The organism is Coprobacillus sp. (genome assembly GCF_984815275.1).
In genome coordinates this window covers 1-17,885 of record NZ_CFJNYH010000050.1, presented here as the reverse complement: position 1 = coordinate 17,885, position 17,885 = coordinate 1, and the positions used below count along the sequence as shown (strand labels likewise).

At 31.2% G+C, this 17,885-nt stretch carries 21 protein-coding genes; 19 read left to right on the top strand and 2 right to left on the bottom strand.

Translation table 11 applies throughout. The features are described 5' to 3' along the window. Window positions 1-135: 135 nt before the first annotated feature. From AC5M21_RS14185 to AC5M21_RS14105, 17 genes are all read left to right on the top strand, one after another. The gene (locus AC5M21_RS14185; RefSeq protein ID WP_237713665.1) at window positions 136-393 is read left to right on the top strand and encodes a damage-inducible protein; all 258 of its coding nucleotides are present in this window, start codon (window positions 136-138) and stop codon (window positions 391-393) included. Window positions 394-470: 77 nt separating this feature from the next. Then, window positions 471-1,346: a LysR family transcriptional regulator gene (locus tag AC5M21_RS14180; protein ID WP_008788270.1), complete on the top strand. Its 876-nt coding sequence runs from the start codon at window positions 471-473 to the stop codon at window positions 1,344-1,346. Between the two features lie 93 nt (window positions 1,347-1,439). Next, window positions 1,440-2,678, top strand: coding sequence for an MFS transporter (locus tag AC5M21_RS14175; protein ID WP_008788271.1), 1,239 nt, complete (start codon window positions 1,440-1,442; stop codon window positions 2,676-2,678). Further along, window positions 2,635-2,868: a hypothetical protein gene (locus AC5M21_RS14170; protein ID WP_008788272.1), complete on the top strand. Its 234-nt coding sequence runs from the start codon at window positions 2,635-2,637 to the stop codon at window positions 2,866-2,868. The genes AC5M21_RS14175 and AC5M21_RS14170 overlap by 44 nt, the downstream gene beginning before the upstream one ends. A 105-nt stretch (window positions 2,869-2,973) precedes the next feature. Next, window positions 2,974-3,822: an aldo/keto reductase gene (locus AC5M21_RS14165; protein WP_008788273.1), complete on the top strand. Its 849-nt coding sequence runs from the start codon at window positions 2,974-2,976 to the stop codon at window positions 3,820-3,822. A 15-nt stretch (window positions 3,823-3,837) separates the two neighbouring features. Next, the gene (locus tag AC5M21_RS14160; protein WP_054325557.1) at window positions 3,838-4,683 is read left to right on the top strand and encodes an aldo/keto reductase; all 846 of its coding nucleotides are present in this window, start codon (window positions 3,838-3,840) and stop codon (window positions 4,681-4,683) included. Between the two features lie 21 nt (window positions 4,684-4,704). After that, window positions 4,705-5,574, top strand: coding sequence for an aldo/keto reductase (locus AC5M21_RS14155; RefSeq protein WP_008788275.1), 870 nt, complete (start codon window positions 4,705-4,707; stop codon window positions 5,572-5,574). A gap of 10 nt (window positions 5,575-5,584) precedes the next feature. Then, complete coding sequence (locus AC5M21_RS14150) at window positions 5,585-6,001, top strand: flavodoxin family protein (RefSeq protein WP_017144153.1); 417 nt, start codon at window positions 5,585-5,587, stop codon at window positions 5,999-6,001. A gap of 38 nt (window positions 6,002-6,039) precedes the next feature. Further along, window positions 6,040-6,990: an aldo/keto reductase gene (locus AC5M21_RS14145; RefSeq protein ID WP_008788277.1), complete on the top strand. Its 951-nt coding sequence runs from the start codon at window positions 6,040-6,042 to the stop codon at window positions 6,988-6,990. A 25-nt stretch (window positions 6,991-7,015) separates the two neighbouring features. After that, a complete protein-coding gene (locus AC5M21_RS14140; protein ID WP_008788278.1) occupies window positions 7,016-7,774 on the top strand; it encodes an EFR1 family ferrodoxin in 759 nt (252 codons plus the stop codon). A 10-nt stretch (window positions 7,775-7,784) separates the two neighbouring features. Then, a complete protein-coding gene (locus AC5M21_RS14135; RefSeq protein ID WP_008788279.1) occupies window positions 7,785-8,402 on the top strand; it encodes a flavodoxin family protein in 618 nt (205 codons plus the stop codon). Window positions 8,403-8,488: 86 nt separating this feature from the next. Beyond that, window positions 8,489-9,889, top strand: a complete 1,401-nt coding sequence (locus AC5M21_RS14130) for an ROK family protein (protein ID WP_008788280.1) — start codon at window positions 8,489-8,491, stop codon at window positions 9,887-9,889. A 250-nt stretch (window positions 9,890-10,139) separates the two neighbouring features. Further along, window positions 10,140-11,963: a beta-glucoside-specific PTS transporter subunit IIABC gene (locus AC5M21_RS14125; RefSeq protein ID WP_008788281.1), complete on the top strand. Its 1,824-nt coding sequence runs from the start codon at window positions 10,140-10,142 to the stop codon at window positions 11,961-11,963. A 1-nt stretch (window position 11,964) separates the two neighbouring features. Further along, entirely contained in the window at window positions 11,965-13,383 is a 1,419-nt protein-coding gene (gene ascB / locus AC5M21_RS14120; protein ID WP_008788282.1) for a 6-phospho-beta-glucosidase, read from the top strand. A 76-nt stretch (window positions 13,384-13,459) separates the two neighbouring features. Then, entirely contained in the window at window positions 13,460-14,020 is a 561-nt protein-coding gene (locus AC5M21_RS14115; protein ID WP_008788283.1) for a DJ-1 family glyoxalase III, read from the top strand. A 1-nt stretch (window position 14,021) separates the two neighbouring features. Next, on the top strand, window positions 14,022-14,573 hold the full coding sequence (locus AC5M21_RS14110) for a DJ-1 family glyoxalase III (RefSeq protein ID WP_017144154.1): 552 nt from the start codon (window positions 14,022-14,024) through the stop codon (window positions 14,571-14,573). 17 nt (window positions 14,574-14,590) lie between these two features. Further along, window positions 14,591-15,361, top strand: coding sequence for a MurR/RpiR family transcriptional regulator (locus AC5M21_RS14105; RefSeq protein WP_008788285.1), 771 nt, complete (start codon window positions 14,591-14,593; stop codon window positions 15,359-15,361). 169 nt (window positions 15,362-15,530) lie between these two features. Here AC5M21_RS14105 and AC5M21_RS14100 read toward each other — a convergent pair whose 3' ends face one another. Together AC5M21_RS14100 and AC5M21_RS14095 are read right to left on the bottom strand one after the other, a co-directional pair. Further along, window positions 15,531-15,686 carry an AraC family transcriptional regulator gene (locus AC5M21_RS14100; RefSeq protein WP_008788286.1) on the bottom strand — a complete coding sequence of 52 codons (156 nt, stop codon included), beginning with the start codon at window positions 15,684-15,686 and terminating at the stop codon, window positions 15,531-15,533. Further along, complete coding sequence (locus tag AC5M21_RS14095) at window positions 15,643-15,942, bottom strand: hypothetical protein (protein WP_236916508.1); 300 nt, start codon at window positions 15,940-15,942, stop codon at window positions 15,643-15,645. The genes AC5M21_RS14100 and AC5M21_RS14095 overlap by 44 nt, the downstream gene beginning before the upstream one ends. A 147-nt stretch (window positions 15,943-16,089) precedes the next feature. Here AC5M21_RS14095 and AC5M21_RS14090 point away from each other — a divergent pair, with 147 nt between their 5' ends. Beyond that, window positions 16,090-16,632: a biotin transporter BioY gene (locus tag AC5M21_RS14090; protein WP_008788288.1), complete on the top strand. Its 543-nt coding sequence runs from the start codon at window positions 16,090-16,092 to the stop codon at window positions 16,630-16,632. A 168-nt stretch (window positions 16,633-16,800) separates the two neighbouring features. After that, window positions 16,801-17,781 carry a type II toxin-antitoxin system death-on-curing family toxin gene (locus AC5M21_RS14085; protein ID WP_008788289.1) on the top strand — a complete coding sequence of 327 codons (981 nt, stop codon included), beginning with the start codon at window positions 16,801-16,803 and terminating at the stop codon, window positions 17,779-17,781. Window positions 17,782-17,885: the final 104 nt, after the last annotated feature.

The following is a 17,885-nucleotide window of genomic DNA, read 5'->3' as shown; positions in this document are numbered from 1 at the left end:
TGATTTATCTAAAAAAGATTTTATTTATTTTCTTGACATTTTACCGAATGACTTTTTGGTAGTTCGTTAGTACAACTCATTTCTGGATCAAGTGAAGCTATTGTTTTAGATAATGGAACATTATATTTGCAAATTGTGGGACCATTTTATGCTGTGTTAGGAATTTTGATGCAAACACGTTATGCCCTTCAAGGAATTGGACAAAAATTATTACCACTTATATCAAGTGTAATTGAGTTCATTGGAAAGATTATCTTTGTTTTTGTATTCATTCCTCAATTTCAGTATATGGCAGTTATATTCTGTGAACCAGCTATCTGGTGTATTATGTGCATACAGCTTGTGTATTCATATTATCATAATCCATATATCAAGGGAGTCAAAACTGAGTAATTTCATTATATTTTTGAGTTCTCCATATGATGAATATTCATATGGAGTTGTTTTTATTTAGGAAGGAGCATGTCAGTATGTATAATCCACAACTAGATACATTTATTGCAGTTGCAGATGCTGGTAGTTTTAATAAAGCATCAGAGAAACTTTATGTATCACCCAATGCAGTGATGAAACAAATGAATTTACTAGAATCAAACTTAGGTTTGCATTTGTTTGAACGGACACATAGAGGACTTCAATTAACACCAGCTGGTCAGTCACTCTATCACGATGCCTTGTATATCATTCAATATTCTAAAGATGCAATTGCAAGAGCAAAGCACTTTAATCCCCAAAAAACTTTAAGAATTGGTGTTTCTTTTACAACACCTGTTGAATATCTCATCTCATTATGGGATAAAGTTCAAAAAATATATCCACAGTTAAAATTTGAATTAATTTCTTTTGAAAATACACCAGATAATGCAAGAGAAATCATGAAAAACTTTGGAGTGAATATTGATATGGTGGCAGGTATTTACAGTTCAAATTTATTAGAAGAAAGAAGATGTGCTGCTATGCTTCTCTATCATACTCCAGTATGTTGTGCTGTCCCTAGAAATCACCCTTTAGCTTATAAAGAAAAATTAACAATGAAAGATTTATATCATGAAACAATATTTTTACTACAGCATCATTATTTTGATGATTTTGATATCATCAGAGCAGATTTGCTTAAAAACCATTCTGCCATTCAAATAGAAGATATATCCTTTTTTAATATGGACGTCTTTAATCGTTGTGTGAATGAAAGTAAGCTCATGTTGGCAATGCCAGAATGGAAAAATATCCATCCTATGTTAAAAATCATTCCTATTGAGTGGGATTATGTGATTCCTTTTGGTATTATGTATTCACCTCATCCGAGTCATGAAGTTCAATTGTTTATAGATGCTATTGAACAATGAGAGTTATAACCTAAAGGTTCATACCTATGAAAAAACAGAGAATTCTCAAAATTCTCTGTTTTTTATATACTGTAGATGTAAGGAGGAATACAAATGAAAAATAAATTATTAAAAATGGCATTGTTATCAGTGTCAATGCTGGTTACAATTGCACCGGCAATCAATGCTAATATTCCAATGATGAAAGAGGCGTTTTCTGATATATCACTTTCATTGGTCGAAATGATTACAACAGTTCCATCATTGTTTTTAATGATATCTGTTTTGACAAGTGGGATAATTGCGAAAAAGTTCGGATATAAGCAGACAATTATGTTGGGGATTGGTATTGTTGCTGTATCAGGAATTGTTCCTGTGTTTGTGAATCATTTTTATATCGTGCTTCTATCGAGGGCATGTTTAGGATTCGGTATTGGATTATTTAATTCGTTGCTTATTACATTAATCAGCTATTTCTATGATGGTGATGAAAGAACAACTCTTATTGGGTATCATGAAGCGTTAGGTGGTTTAGGAGGTATGATGATTACATACATTGCGGGTCGATTCATGAATGTGAATTGGCAAGCACCTTTTCTTGCTTATGCTATAGCTATTCCTGTCTTTTTCTTCTTTTTAAAGGTCATACCACAGGTAGAAACAAAAGATATCTTGCAGAAATTTGAAAGCAATGTTCAAAAAGATACCACTCATCAATATGGTCGTTTTTCAAAAGTTTTTGTTTTTATGATTTTAATAGTAATAGGTGCAACTCTTAATATGACAATGGGAATTAAAGTTTCTAGTTTAATGGTAGAAGAAGGGTATGGATATGCAAGTGATGCAAGTATGGTCATTATGTTGCTGAGTTTAGGATCAATGATCTCAGGATTCTTGTTTGGAAAACTCTATAAGATTTTAAAAAATTATATTTTATCAGTAGGATTTATCATCACAGCGATAGCGATGATAATAATTGGTTTATCTCATACAGTTTGGATGAGTGTATTAGGAGGATTTTTGGTCGGATTTGGATTTAGGGTTATGATGCCAACTCTAACGCATATTGTGAATAGCTCACATTTAAAAAATCCTACACTAGCAACTTCACTACTCTTGGTAGCTTATAATTTGGGAAGTGCTTTTGCACCTTATGGCAGTATGCTGATTCAAAAATTATCATGGACAGAAGGTTTAAGAGGTATCTTTTATGTAGATGGAATTGGATTTATGATCTTGGCTTTGATTGTGGGAGTGGTTGTTACTATTCAAATATTCAAAAAGCAAAGAATGAGAGGAGGTGTGAATGATGCAAAAAGTATTAATCAATTGTCAAACGTTACAAAAGGATGATATCTTTCATATTCTCAAAGTCAATAACTATCATCCAATAGAATTTGATAATGAAAATCAAGTCATTCTTTTATTGGAATTATACGACTATCAGATCAATTTATTGACAAAGCTTATGCATAATTATAGTCAAAATCAACAGCATGAAGTATTCGTTTGTGTATGCCATAAGATATCATTTTATGGATAGAAAATCTGACTATCTGTTTTTGTTATAGCAGATTGCAGTATTGTTATTGTACTTTTCATAAGGACAAAGATAAAATAAAAGTGTAGAAAAAAAGGAGAACAGATTATGAAAACATTTCAACTGAATAATGGAGAATTGATACCAGCAGTAGGATTTGGTGTTTTTCAAATTCCTAATAATGGACCAACTTATGAAGCAACATTAGCAGCATTAAAAGCTGGTTATCGTCATATTGATACAGCGGCTGGTTATATGAATGAAAGTGATGTGGGAAAAGCCATTAAAGAGAGTGGTATTGATAGAAAAGACATTTATATTACATCTAAATTATGGTTACAGGATTATGGTTATGAAAATGCGAAGAAAGGAATAGAAAACTCTTTAAAAGCATTAAATGTTGATTATATTGATTTGTATTTATTACATCAGCCTTATGGAGACTATTTAGGAGCTTGGAAAGCGTTAGAAGAAGCATTAATAGCTGGAAAGATTAAATCTATTGGTATTTCAAACATCACTGTGAATTTATGGAATAAGTTTAAAGATGGAATGAAGATGATGCCAGTTGTGAATCAAGTAGAATTTAATCCCTTTACTCAACAAAAAGAATTAAGAAAAGTCATGGCTGAAAACAATATTTTATTAGAAGCTTGGTATCCATTAGGACATGGGAATAAAGATTTACTAGAAAATGATACAATCATATTTTTAACAAAGAAATATCATAAAAATGCTGGACAGATTATATTAAGATGGATTTATCAGGAAGGTGTTATTTCATTACCTAAATCAACCAATCCAGAAAGAATGAAAGGTAATATTGAAATCTTTGATTTTGAATTAACAGATGATGAAATGAAAGCTATGGAAGCATTGGATACTGGAAAAGCAACACACAATCCTGAAGATCCAGTCAATGAAACAAGATTAATGGGATTAAAAATACATGATTAATAGGAGGATAAGAGAATGGAGTATGTAACATTGAATAATGGTATCAAGATGCCAGCTGTTGGATTTGGAGTTTTCCAGATTAAAGAGAAAGATGAATGTGTAAGAGTTGTTTTAGATGCAATTGAGTCAGGCTATCGTTTAATTGATACAGCTCAATCCTATGGTAATGAAGAAGCAGTCGGAGAAGCAATTCAAAAAACAAATGTGCCTAGAGAAGAATTATTTATTACAACAAAAGTATGGATTACAAATTATGGTTATGAAAATGCGAAGGCATCAGTAGAAGATTCTTTAAAGAAAATGCAGTTAGATTATCTTGACTTGGTTTTATTACATCAGCCTTTTAAAAATTATCATGGTGCCTATAAAGCATTGATTGATTTATACAAAGAAGGGAAAATCAAAGCTATTGGTGTTTCTAATTTCTACCCTGATCGACTTGTTGATTTATGTTTAGATACAGAAGTGATTCCAGCAGTGAATCAAGTAGAAGTGAATCCATTTCACCAGCAAGAAAAAGCACTTCAATATAATCAAAAATATGGTGTACAATTAGAAGCATGGGCACCTTTTGCTGAAGGAAAGAATGGTGTTTTTAATAATGAAACATTAAGTGGAATTGGTCAAAAATACAATAAATCAGTTGGACAGGTGATTTTAAGATGGTTAGTTCAAAGAGGAATAATTCCACTTGCAAAAACAGTGAGAAAAGAAAGAATGTTAGAAAATATTGATATCTTTGATTTTGAATTAACTGATGAAGATATGCAGCTTATTTCTGATATGAATAAAGATACAAGTTCATTCTTTTCACATTATGATCCAGCAACAGTTGAAATGATTTGTGGTTTAAAAAGATAAAAGAACAAGGAGAAAATATTTATGGAATATGTGACTTTAAGTCATCAATTAAAAATGCCGATTTTAGGATTAGGGGTATTTCAAGTACCAGATAAAAAAGAATGTCAGGAAAGTGTTTATCAGGCAATCAAAGCTGGTTATCGCTTAATTGATACAGCAGCTTCTTATATGAATGAAGATGCTGTTGGATTAGCAGTCAAACAGGCAATAAAGGATGGTATTTGTACAAGAGAAGAATTATTTATTACATCTAAACTTTGGGTACAGGATATGCGTACTTACGAAGATGCGAAGCAGGGAATAGACAATTCATTACAAAAGAGTGGATTGGAATATTTTGATTTATACTTGCTTCATCAAGCTATAGGTGATTATTTTGCAGCGTGGCGTGCGATGGAAGATGCTTTTCGTGAAGGTAAGTTAAAGGCAATTGGTGTTTCTAATTTTTATCCTAATATCTTAACAAATTTCTGTGAAATTGTAGACATCAAACCAATGGTCAATCAAGTTGAATTGCATCCTTATTTCACACAGGAGCAGGCACTTGAAACAATGAATTATTATGGAGTGATTGCTGAAGCTTGGGCACCACTTGGTGGTGGCAGATATAATCCTTTTGAGGATGAGATGTTAATATCAATTGCTAATAAATATCAGAAAACAGTTGGACAGGTACTCTTAAGATGGAATATTCAAAGAGGTGTTGTTGTGATTCCTAAAACAACCCATATTGAAAGAATGATTGAAAATATTGATGTTTTTGATTTTGTGTTAAATGAAGAAGAAATGAATAAGATATCTGCATTAGATATGGGTTATTCAGGAACAAGAGCGAAACATTTTGAACCTGATTTTGTGAGAATGGTTCTTAACAAGAAAATACATGATTAAGGAGAGAAAAATGAGTGTCTTATTTATTAATGGTAGTCCTCATAAAAATGGGAATACAGTGAAATTAGCAGAAAGTTTTTTAAAAGATAAAGATTATGAGACATTAGATCTTGTTGATTATAAGATTTATAGTTATGGACAGAATTTTGAGGATGATCAGTTTGATGAAGTTGTTTTAAAAATGAGTCAGGCTGATACAATAATCATTGGTTCACCATTATACTGGCATAGTATGTCTGGTGCTATTCGTAATTTATTAGATAGATTTTATAATCATGTGAGTGAGAGTTTATTAAAAGGAAAGGACATGTATTTTATCTTTCAGGGATATGCACCGACTCTACAACAATTAGAAGCTGGTGAGTATACAATGAAACGTTTTGCATCATTGTATGGTATGAACTACAAAGGTATGATTACAAAATAGGATATAGTTATGGAAAAAAGACGATTAGGAAAACAGATATGTATGTTCGCCCTGTGGGGCTTGGATGTATGGGCTTTTCACATGCTTATGGATTGGCACAAGATAAGGAAACGGCAATTCAAACGATAAGGCAAGCTTATGAAATGGGATATAACTTTTTTGATACAGCAGAGTGCTATACTGGTGAAAATGCTGATGGAAGTATTTCTTATAACGAAGAACTTGTTGGTACTGCATTAAAAGACGTCAGAAATCAAGTCATAATTGTAACAAAGTTTGGCGTTGAACATAAAGGTGATCATTTAGAATTAGATAGTTCTCCTAAGAAAATACGTGAATCAATAGAAGGTAGTCTTAAGAAACTACAAACCAATTATATTGATTTATATTATCAGCATAGAATTGATCCAAATGTTGAACCAGAAGCCGTTGCACAAGTTATGAAGGAACTTATAGAAGAAGGAAAAATCAAAGCATGGGGTATTTCGGAAACCGATGAAAATTATTTACGAAGGGCTCATGCGGTTTGTCCAGTAACAGCGATCCAAAATAGATATTCCATGATGGCAAGATGGCATGAAAATCTATTCCCAGTATGTGCTGAATTAGGTATCACATATGTTGCTTTTTCACCTATGGCTAATGGTATCTTATCAGGACAATTTACACCACAATCTGCTTTTGAAAAAGGGGATTTTAGAAATAATATGCCTCAATATCAGAAAGAAGGATATCAAAAGGCAGAAAAACTATTAAGTTTATTAAAAGATTTGGCAAAAAAGAAAAACTGTACGATGGCACAATTATCATTAGCTTGGATGCTATGTAAAGAAGATTTTATTGTTCCTATTCCAGGAAGTCGAAAAGTAAACAGACTCACTGAGAATTTTGAAGCACAAGATGTCAAATTAATCAATTATGAGATTGAAAAGATAGATGCATTATTAGATAGTATTGACTTTGATATCTTTGGAGGACATTCTTCTTAGATGAAAAGTAGAGAGGAGAGAAAATATGCTATTTTATTTCACAGCTACAGGCAATTGCCTTTATGTAGCTAGAAAACTTGAAAACCAGATTTTGAGTATTCCTCAAGAATTAAAGAAAGAGAATCTTCATTATAAGGATGAAAAGATTGGAATTGTGACTCCTGTCTATGCAGGTGAATTACCTCAAATAGTCAGAAAGTTTATAGAACAGGCACATTTTGATACGGATTATTTTTATATGATATTAACATATGGAAAATCTGACAGTGTTGCTACTATTTGGAGTGAAGCATTTTGTCAAAAAAATCATATACACTTAGATTATGCACAATCTATTCTAATGGTTGATAACTATCTCCCTTCATTTGATATGGAAGAAGAGATATTAATTGATAAAAAAACAGATGCACAAATTCAAATTGCAAAAGAGAATATTGAAAAAAGAATGAAATTTATTCCTGAACCAGATCAGGCTGCTAAAGATTTATATGCTATGGCTTCAAAAAGATTTGCAAAGCACCCTGAATTAAATAATGGAGAGGCTATTATCATGACCAATCAATGTGCAGGATGTAAGATTTGTGAGCAAGTTTGCCCAATAGGTAATATAAAAGTTATTGATGGGAAAGCCAAAAGACTCAATAAGACTTGTGAATTCTGTTTAGCATGTGTTCATCATTGTCCATTTAAAGCAATTCATTTGATTACAGATAAAAATCCAGATGCACGATATCGTCATCCACAAGTGAGTTTAAAAGAAATTGTCAAGTCAAATAAACAATAAGGAGAATAAGATGAAAGTACTAATGATTAATGGCAGCCCTCATCCAAAAGGGAATACACAAACTGCCTTGAATGAAATGATAAAAATATTTGATCAACAAAATATTGATACTGAGATCATTCATATTGGAAACAAAGATATTAGAGGATGTATCGCATGTATGTCATGCAAGAAAAATGGAAAATGTATTTTTGATGATATAGTTAATGAAGTTGCCAGAAAGTTTGAAGAATGTGATGGCTTGGTTGTTGGAACACCCGTTTACTTTGGATCAGCCAATTCAACATTAATATCGTTTTTAACGCGTTTGTTTTATAGTGTACCTTTTGATAAAACAATGAAAGTAGGGGCAAGTGTTGTTGTTGCAAGACGTGGGGGCATTTCAGCAACTTATGATGAAATCAATAAATTCTTTGCGATTTCAGGAATGCCTATAGCATCAACGCAATATTGGAATGCTATTCATGGTAGAGAACAGGGAGAAGCTATGCAAGATGAAGAAGGTTTACAAACAATGAGAGTCCTTGCTAGAAATATGACTTTTTTGTTAAAGAGTATTCATGATGGTAAAGAGAAATATGGAATACCAGAAAAGGAAGAGTTTACAAGAACAAACTTTATTCGATAAGAGTTGAGTTTTGTTTGATAATAGGTTTTCTGAATGATAAAATAAGAAAAAGGATTTGTAAATATGAAAATCTAAGGAGAAAACCTATGGCAAATGAAACATTTGATTTTAAAGCATGGATTTTAAAACATTCAAATGATGAATATCGGATGACTTTAGAAAATGATCAGTTGATTATGTTAAGAACTGATTATGGTGAAGCATCTATTCAATTTACAGAGATAGAGGAAAATACAATTGTTGAATTTAAAATAACATTTGATAAAGATCATTCTGTTAAATTTTATCTTCATTTTGAATTAAATGATGAAAATCATGCAAAACAATTATATGATGAAATGGTTGAAACACTGATTGGATTAAAAGATCAAAAAACATTAAAAGTTTTATTATCATGTTCTGCTGGTTTGACGACGTCTATGTTTGCTGAAAATTTGAATTCTGTTGCTGAAATGCTAGGGCTTGACTATCATTTCGATGCTGTTTCTTATTTGAGTCTTTATGAAGAAGTTCAAAATTATGATATTGTTTTTATTGCTCCACAAATTGGCTATATGTATAATCGTTTGAAAGAAAGTTTACCTGATAAGCTGGTCTTACAAATTCCTACATCTCTATTTGCTTCATATGATGCTTTAGGAGCTATTCAGTTTATTCAACAGGAATTTAAAAATATTGAAAAACAACAAGAAGAAAAAGCAGCAGAATGTTGTGTTTGTTGTACACAATATGAAAAGAGAATATTATCTATTGCCATTATGATTAATGGAGAACAAACACGTATTTCTTATCGTTTATATGATAAATGTGAAATTATTGATAGTCATGTGATTATGAAACCATCAATGAATATTTATGATTTATATGATATTATTGATACTGTTTTATTAAAGCATTCCTATATTGATGTGATTGGTATTGCGACACCAGGTATTGTTGAAGATGATAAGGTCTTTAAAGAACCTAATGATGGTAAAATTATTGATATGAAAAATGATTTTGAAGAGAAATATAATATTCAGATATTTGTTTATAATAATGCTGATGCAGCAGCTGTTGGATTTGTATTAGAACATCCTGAATATCAAAATGTTATTTATCATTCTCAACCATTTGGATTTGGTGTGGGTGGTCAAGGAATCGTTGCTAATGGGAAAGTCATTAGAGGAAAAAATGGTGTTGCTGGTGAAGTGAAGTATTTTTTAAGACGTATGCAGCTTTCTGATGATGTTCATAAACTGGCATGGACACAACAGGGGACATTAGAGTTAATCACGAAATCGCTGTTGCCATCTTTGACAGTTATTGGACCTGAAGCAGTGGCTTTATATGCACCTATGACGCCTGATATGAATGAAGTGAAGAATAAGCTGAAATCATTTATTTCAGAAGAATTTCTACCAGAATTCTATTATATTAAGGAACCTATTTCTTATATGTTGAGTGGGATTACAGAGTTATGCGTTGATTATCTTGAAAAAGAGTAAAAAATAAAAATCATTATAATAAGGAGTAAAGAATTGAGAACTTTACTTCTTTTTATTATTTATATTTTTAAGTGATTAGAATTTTATTGACAACATATTTTGAATTGAGATACAAATCATTTCTTTTCCTGAAATGGGTATTATTTCTTAAAACTGGAAATCAATAGTGACTATAGGTGATATTCTTTATAATCGTTGATGTAGATTGTTAATCCGGAAGAACAAATCGAAAAACAATATGGAGGATATTATGAAAAACAAAGATATAGCAAAGAAGATTCTTGATCTTGTCAAAGAAGATAACATCACTTATTTAACGCATTGTGCAACAAGACTCAGATTGAATGTTAAAGATGAAAACAGTATTGATTTAAACAAATTGAGTCAAATTGAAGGCGTTATAACAGCACAATTTAAAAATGGTCAATTACAAGTTGTCATTGGTGCAAAAGTAGAAGGTGTGTTTGATGAATTAATGAATATGGTTAATTTATCAGATGATACTATAGTAGAAAAAAGTACAAAAAAGAAAAACATAGTTTCTAATGTTGTTGAAACGATTGCAGGATGCTTCAGTCCGGTTATTCCAGTTTTAATTGGATGTGGTATGGTAAAATCAGTATTGTCTATATTAACAACATTTAACATGATAACAACAACGAGTGGTGAATATCAAATATTAAGTATGATTGGTGATTTACTGTTTTATTTCTTTCCTTTCTTTTTAGCTGTTAGTGCTGCAAAAAAATTTAAAACAAATGAATTTTTAGCTTTAGCACTTGCTGGAGCATTGATGTATCCAACCATTCAAAATGGGGCAATTCATGCCGCTGAAACGGGTATAACTTCACTTCGTTTTTTAGGATTACCAGCGTTGTTTGTGAATTATAAATCAACGATTATTCCAATCATTATAACGGTATGGATGATGTCTTATGTATATAGATATGTGAATAAATTGATTCCAGATACATTTAAAGTTTTGTTTGTACCAATGATTGTTTTATTTATTATGGTTCCTTTAGAATTGATTGTCATTGGTCCATTCGGTACTTATATCGGTAAAGGTGTTGCAGCATTTGTGACATGGTTATATGGAATAAATGGAGTATTAGGAGCTTTCTTATTTGGTACATTTAGACCTTTGCTCATTATACTGGGAATGCATTATGCGATTACACCTATCAATACTCAATTAATTGCAGAATATGGCTATTCTGTTATTTCTCCAGCCAATTTAACGGGAAACTTAGCACAGGCTGGAGCATGTTTAGCAGTCTTTGTATTATTGAAAAACAAAGAGCGAAAGAGTGGTGCATTCACAAGTGGATTAACAGCAGTCTTTGGGATTACAGAACCTGCCATGTTTGGTTTTAATTTAAAATATAAGAAGCCTATGATTTGTGCGATGTTAGCAGGTGGAATTGGGGCAGCCTATATGAATTACTTTGGTGGCGGAGCAACAGCAGTTATTTTACCTGGAATTTTAGCTTTACCAACATATATTGCTGATCATTATATTCATGTGATTATTGCAGTTATTATCAGTATAACTGGGGCATTTATTGCAACTTTGATATTAGGAATTTATGAAGAAAGTGATTTGGTGGATAGTGTGCAAAATCAAAACGGTCAAGAAGAAATTTGTTCACCGGTTCAAGGAACGATTATTGAATTATCACAAGTCAATGATGATACTTTTTCAAAAGGATTATTGGGGCAAGGTTTTGCTGTTATTCCTGAAGATGGGCATTATTATGCACCATTCAATGGAAGAGTTAAAATGATTTTTCCCACAAAACATGCGATTGGATTGGTAAGTGATACAGGTGCTGAAGTTCTGATCCATATTGGATTAGACACAGTTGGATTAAATGGTCAATATTTTGAAAGTCATGTCAGTGTAGATCAAGAAATCAAAGTAGGTGATTTATTAATAACCGTAGATATAGAAAGTGTTAAAAAATTGGGATATGATATGACAACTCCAGTTATTGTTACCAATTCAAATCAGTATCAGAATATTGAATTCAACCAGAACAATAATCGTTTCATGTTGGTTGTGGAGTCATGATATGAAAATCAAAGATGATTTTTTATGGGGTGGTGCTATTGCAGCCAATCAGGCAGAGGGGGCTTATGCTGAAGATGGGAAAGGATTGTCAACAATGGATGTCGTTCCAATGAATCAAAAGAGACAATTTATCAAACAAGGAAAAATGTCTTATCTGCAATGTCAAAAAGATGACTATTTCCCTACCCATCAAGCTATTGATTTTTATCATACATATAAAGAGGATATCCGAATGCTAGCAGAAATGGGATTCAAGTGTTTTCGTACCAGTATTGCCTGGACAAGAATTTATCCTACTGGAATTGAAGAAAAACCTCATTCGTTAGGGCTACAATATTATCGAGATTTATTTCAGGAATGTCATAAATATGGAATAGAACCCCTTGTAACGATTAGTCATTTTGATGTACCAATGTATCTGGTAGAAACATATGGTTCATGGAGAAATAGAAAGATGATAGATTTCTATATCAAATATGCGAAGACATTATTTGAGGAATTCAATGGTTTGGTTAAATATTGGATCACTTTTAATGAAATTAATGTTATTTTACATAATTCATTTTCTGGTGCTGGTCTTATTTTGACAGACGATGAGAATCTCGAACAAATAAAATATCAGGCAGCTCACCATGAATTGGTCGCAAGTGCACTTGCAGTCAAAATAGCGCATCAAATCAATCCTTATAATCAAGTTGGATGCATGTTGGCAGCAGGAGATTATTACCCATACACTTGTCACCCCGAAGATGTTTTGTTGGCAATGAACAGGAATAGAGAGAGTTATTTCTTTATTGATATTCAATCAAAAGGAATCTATCCAAGTTATATAGATAGACTATTTAAAGAAAAAAATATTCAATTGTCTATGTATGATAATGATTTAGAAATTATGAAAGATCATACAGTCGATTTTATTGCATTGAGTTATTATACTTCTCGTTGTGCTTCAATGCAAAAACAAAAGGATGAAAGTGAAGCAAATGTTATGAAATCAATTAAGAATCCCTATATTCCATCTAGTGAATGGGGATGGCAAATTGATCCTTTAGGATTAAGAATAACATTAAATACTTTATATGATCGTTATCAAAAACCCTTATTTATTGTTGAAAATGGATTAGGTGCCAAAGATGAACTTATTAATGGAACAGTGGAAGATGATTATCGTATTGATTATTTAAGAGAACATATTAAGGCTATGAAGGAGGCCATGAAAGATGGTGTAGAAGTCATAGGATATTTAACATGGGGTTGTATTGATTTGGTGGCTGCCTCGACTGGTCAAATGTCAAAAAGATATGGTTTTGTCTATGTGGATAGAGATGATTATGGACAAGGAACCAATAGACGATTCAAGAAAAAATCATTTGATTGGTATAAGAAAGTAATTGCTACAAATGGTGAAGATTTATATTGATTTCCTAAATCAGGAAATCAATTGATAAATTATTAAATCTTATTAAAATGATATATGAAAAGAGGAGGTCAATAAGATGAAAAAAGTAGCAGTCATTGTTGCACCTGGATTTGAAGAGGGTGAAACATTAACGATTGTAGATATTATTCGCAGAGCTCATTTCCAATGTGATATGTTTGGATTTGATAAAGTTGTTGAGGGTGGGCATGGAATATGTGTGCAATGTGATAAAATTTTAAATGATGAAGTGATTCATTATGATATGGTTGTTTTACCTGGTGGATATGAGGGGGCAGCGAATATGAGAGATAGCGAAGAAGTGATTTCCATTCTTCATTCTATGAATGAAAAAGGAAAATATATTTGTGCCATGTGTGCAGCTCCTATTGTTTTAGAAAAAGCAAATTTATTAGTGAATAGGCATTATACAGCATACAAGGGATATGATCAAAAAATAAAGCAAGGACATTATTTAGAAGATAAAGTGGTTATTGATGGAAACCTTATGACAAGTCGTGGACCAGCAACAGCTTATGCCTTTGCATATAAGTTAGTTGATTTATTAGGCGGTGATTCATTGGCAGTTAAGAAAAGAATGGTTTATTTCAATGCATTTGATGTCAAGGAGGATGAATAGAATGGCTCGTGTTGCAGTATTAATGGCTGAAGGATATGAAGAAGGGGAAACACTAACAATTGTAGATTTATTAAGAAGGGCAGGAATTGAGTGTCACACATTCAGTTTTGATAATGAATTTGTAAAAGGAATGCATAATATGTATGTTCAAGCTGATAAAATGTTTGGTAAAGAGGTTCAAGAGTATGATATGATTGTTTTACCAGGGGGGCGTCCAGGTGGAGCAAATCTTAGGAACAATCCTGACGTTATTGCTTTGCTTCAGTATTTTAATGAGCATCATAAATATATTGCAGCAATGTGCTCAGGAACGATTGCTTTAGCAGAAGCCCAAGTCATTACAGGTAAAAAGGTGACTGGATATACAGGATATGCTGAAAAACTAGTGGATGGAGAATTTGTAGATGATGTCGTTGTCTTTGATCAAAATATTGTGACGAGTCAAGGACCAGCAACCCCTTATCCCTTTGCGTTTAAGATTATGGAAGTCTTCCAACAAGATGTGACTGAAATGAAAGAAAGACTGATGTATAATTTTGCTGGTGGAAAATAGAGAGTGAGTGATTAAGGATGATTTATGGAAAATTGCCTGTTGTGTTTTTAAGTACCATTGCGAGTGAAAAAAATGGATCAACAAATTGTGTTATCGCAACTTATATTTTGGAACATTTAGATGAAATGCAAGATATAGGGATTAAAGAAATTGCTAAAAAATGTAATGTTGCAGTGAGTTCTATTTCACGTTTTTGTAAAGAAATAGGATTAAGAGATTTTGTTGAGTTAAAGGAATTATTGTCATCAATAGATTTCTATTTTGAAGAACAATCTCATTCTCAATCTTTCAATCAAAGAATTGAGGATTATAGTTATAAAATTCATGAAAGTATTCAAATGGTTAAAAATACAATTGATGGTCATCAATTGATAAAACTATGTGATGATATCAAAAAATATCAAAGAGTGGGTATATTTGGATTATTAAAGGCAGGATCAGTAGCGATTAATCTTCAAGGAGATTTATTAATGCTTGGTAAGCAAGTTTATACGCATATATCTTATACACAACAAATGCAATATATTATCACAGCTGATGAAAATGATTTAATTATTATTTTCTCTTATACGGGATCATATTTTGATTATCAAAATTTGAGAGCATTGAAGAAAAAATTAAATGCTCCTAAAATATGGATGATATCTGGTGATAAGAAAAATTATCCTTCCTTTGTTGATGAAGTGATCTCATTTGAGTCATTACAAGATCAGGCAGGTCATCCTTATCAATTGCAGTTTGTAGCCAGTTTAATTGCACAAGAATATTCAAAAATATGCAAACTATAAAGAATATTGTGCGATAAGTATTATATAAATAAGAGATTTTCAAAACTATTGAATAGTTCATAAATCTCTTTTTTGTATTTTTTAATTATCGAGATAAATCGTCTCTTTTTAATGATATGAACATTTTATATTATGTTTAAAAGAAGTTCATCAATCTTTGATGAGATAATCATTGATTTTTGAGATGTGAATCTTGATATTGCTTAGGAGTCATATGTTTATATTTTTTAAAGACTTGAATAAAATTACTTTGTGAACTAAAGTTTAATAAACAACTGATATCAATATGACTTTTTTCTTTGTATATAAGATGTGACTGTTTCATTCATTTCCTGTTTAAAAGCAAGGGATAGATAACTGGCCGATAAACCCGTAAATTTAGCTAAATGATGAAGAGAAACTTTATCATAAAGATGAGCATCAATATAGTGTATACATTTATAGATATGTAATGAATAATTCATTTTCTTTACTTCATTTAATTGATGATAGAAATCTTGTAGTGTTTGATAAAAAAGGGTAGATGTATCATGGTATTGATTTGCTTGCGTTTTTTTTGAATCTGTTTGATATTTAAACATATAAAGCAACGTCATATACCTCATGCAAAATCAAAATCTATTTCATTATGATTGTTTTCACATCAAAATGAATGTAAAGTAAAAACGAAATAATACTTTACAATTCATAATGAGTCTTGTATGATAAACACTCAAGGAGTGAGTGTAATGAAAATAAAAGATATGTGTTTATGTGCATTGTTTGCAGTACTCATAGGAATAGGAGCTTTTATCAAGGTTCCAGTCTCTATTGTGCCAATAACCCTGCAAACATTGTTCGTTATATTGGCTTCACTTATTTTAAGACAAAAAGCTATATATAGTGTTTTGTTATATGTTTGTATGGGATTGATTGGATTACCGGTATTTACAAGTGGAGGAGGAATATCATATGTTCTCATTCCATCATTTGGTTATTTAATTGGATTTATTATAAGTAGTTGGTTTGTAGGAAGATATCAAAATACAAATCATATATCCTTATTCTTAAGGAGCTGTATTGGACTTGCTATGATTTATATAATTGGAATGTTATATTTTATATTTATACAATATGTTTATTATGGACAAGTTTTTTCAATAAGTTGGATTTTCACAAGTTTATGTTTGGTCTATTTACCAGGAGATTTATTATCTATTCTATTAAGTATTGTTATTTATAAACGTATTGAATATTCACTACCACAATATATTATGCAATCAAATACATAATCATGAGTATGGTTATGTGTTTTTTTTGTGAATTACATTTACTACAAGCAACCTTTATGGTATAATTTGCTTATAGAAAATATGATAACGTATTTCTATGAATAGCTTCATTGAATATAGATTTTGGGGCTAATCTCTATTCATATGAGTAGGTAGGAGGAATATAATATGGATGTTTTAGAAAAAAATGAAGTTTTGCAATTTAAAGATAATGAGTTTGTTTTGGATGTGAATGTGTCGCCACAGGAAGAAACAGTTTGGTTAAATCGACAACAAATAGCTGAATTGTTTGGGCGAGATGTGAAAACTATTGGGAAACATATTGTGAATGTTTTTAATGAAGGAGAATTAGATAGAAATGACTCAGTCGCAAATTTTGCGTCTCAGTCATCTATAGTTGATTATAGAACTGGGAAAGAACAAGTCTTGAAAGATAGAACTATGGAATATTATAATTTAGATGTTATTATTTCAGTTGGTTATCGTGTTAAGTCAAAAAGAGGTATTTTATTTAGAAGATGGGCAAATAAAGTCTTAAATAATTATTTGTTAAAAGGTTATGTATTAAATAATAAACATTTCCAGGATATTGATTATGTGACAAAAATTTTAGATGACTATCATAAAGTGGGCGGAAGATTGCCATCTAGCCATTCTCTATTAGAGTTCTTAAAGGCATATCAACGGGGTTTTCAAATATTGGATGATTATGATCATCACACATTGATTTCTCCAAAGGGTGAAAAAGATTTATATATCATTGATTATGATGAGTGTATAAATCTTATTCATGAAACTATGTTTACTGATAAAGGAGATCAATTTGCGATTGAGAAAGATGAATCATTTCGTTCTAGCATTGCAACTATCTATCAAAGTTTTGGTGGTGAAGATTTATATCCAACTCTAGAAGATAAGGCAAGTGCATTACTCTATTTTATTGTTAAGAATCACAGTTTTATTGATGGAAACAAAAGAATTGGAGCTACGATATTCTTATATTTCTTATCTAAAAACAGAGCGTTATATAAAATGGGACAAGAAAGGATAAATAATGATGCTCTTGCAACATTAACAATTCTGGTGGCTTCTTCAAGGCCAGAAGATAAAGATATTGTGATAGAATTGATAAAAACTATACTTAATTAAATAATTATAGGAAGATGGAGTATATCCATCTTTTATTTTGTATTGACAAAATATGTAATAAGTTTATAATGCATATATAATTTAGTAATGAATACTACATAAAG

Excerpts from the sequence above, each read along its gene's own strand:
- AC5M21_RS14100 (WP_008788286.1), bottom strand. The coding sequence starts at position 15,686 with ATGAAACAGTCACATCTTATATACAAAGAAAAAAGTCATATTGATATC.
- AC5M21_RS14180 (WP_008788270.1), top strand. The coding sequence starts at position 471 with ATGTATAATCCACAACTAGATACATTTATTGCAGTTGCAGATGCTGGT.
- AC5M21_RS14155 (WP_008788275.1), top strand. The coding sequence starts at position 4,705 with ATGGAATATGTGACTTTAAGTCATCAATTAAAAATGCCGATTTTAGGA.
- AC5M21_RS14150 (WP_017144153.1), top strand. The coding sequence starts at position 5,585 with ATGAGTGTCTTATTTATTAATGGTAGTCCTCATAAAAATGGGAATACA.
- AC5M21_RS14160 (WP_054325557.1), top strand. The coding sequence starts at position 3,838 with ATGGAGTATGTAACATTGAATAATGGTATCAAGATGCCAGCTGTTGGA.
- AC5M21_RS14090 (WP_008788288.1), top strand. The coding sequence starts at position 16,090 with ATGAAAATAAAAGATATGTGTTTATGTGCATTGTTTGCAGTACTCATA.
- AC5M21_RS14130 (WP_008788280.1), top strand. The coding sequence starts at position 8,489 with ATGGCAAATGAAACATTTGATTTTAAAGCATGGATTTTAAAACATTCA.
- AC5M21_RS14095 (WP_236916508.1), bottom strand. The coding sequence starts at position 15,942 with ATGTTTAAATATCAAACAGATTCAAAAAAAACGCAAGCAAATCAATAC.
- AC5M21_RS14125 (WP_008788281.1), top strand. The coding sequence starts at position 10,140 with ATGAAAAACAAAGATATAGCAAAGAAGATTCTTGATCTTGTCAAAGAA.
- AC5M21_RS14165 (WP_008788273.1), top strand. The coding sequence starts at position 2,974 with ATGAAAACATTTCAACTGAATAATGGAGAATTGATACCAGCAGTAGGA.
- AC5M21_RS14085 (WP_008788289.1), top strand. The coding sequence starts at position 16,801 with ATGGATGTTTTAGAAAAAAATGAAGTTTTGCAATTTAAAGATAATGAG.
- AC5M21_RS14175 (WP_008788271.1), top strand. The coding sequence starts at position 1,440 with ATGAAAAATAAATTATTAAAAATGGCATTGTTATCAGTGTCAATGCTG.
- AC5M21_RS14115 (WP_008788283.1), top strand. The coding sequence starts at position 13,460 with ATGAAAAAAGTAGCAGTCATTGTTGCACCTGGATTTGAAGAGGGTGAA.
- AC5M21_RS14170 (WP_008788272.1), top strand. The coding sequence starts at position 2,635 with ATGCAAAAAGTATTAATCAATTGTCAAACGTTACAAAAGGATGATATC.
- AC5M21_RS14135 (WP_008788279.1), top strand. The coding sequence starts at position 7,785 with ATGAAAGTACTAATGATTAATGGCAGCCCTCATCCAAAAGGGAATACA.
- AC5M21_RS14110 (WP_017144154.1), top strand. The coding sequence starts at position 14,022 with ATGGCTCGTGTTGCAGTATTAATGGCTGAAGGATATGAAGAAGGGGAA.
- AC5M21_RS14140 (WP_008788278.1), top strand. The coding sequence starts at position 7,016 with ATGCTATTTTATTTCACAGCTACAGGCAATTGCCTTTATGTAGCTAGA.
- ascB (WP_008788282.1), top strand. The coding sequence starts at position 11,965 with ATGAAAATCAAAGATGATTTTTTATGGGGTGGTGCTATTGCAGCCAAT.
- AC5M21_RS14145 (WP_008788277.1), top strand. The coding sequence starts at position 6,040 with ATGTATGTTCGCCCTGTGGGGCTTGGATGTATGGGCTTTTCACATGCT.
- AC5M21_RS14105 (WP_008788285.1), top strand. The coding sequence starts at position 14,591 with ATGATTTATGGAAAATTGCCTGTTGTGTTTTTAAGTACCATTGCGAGT.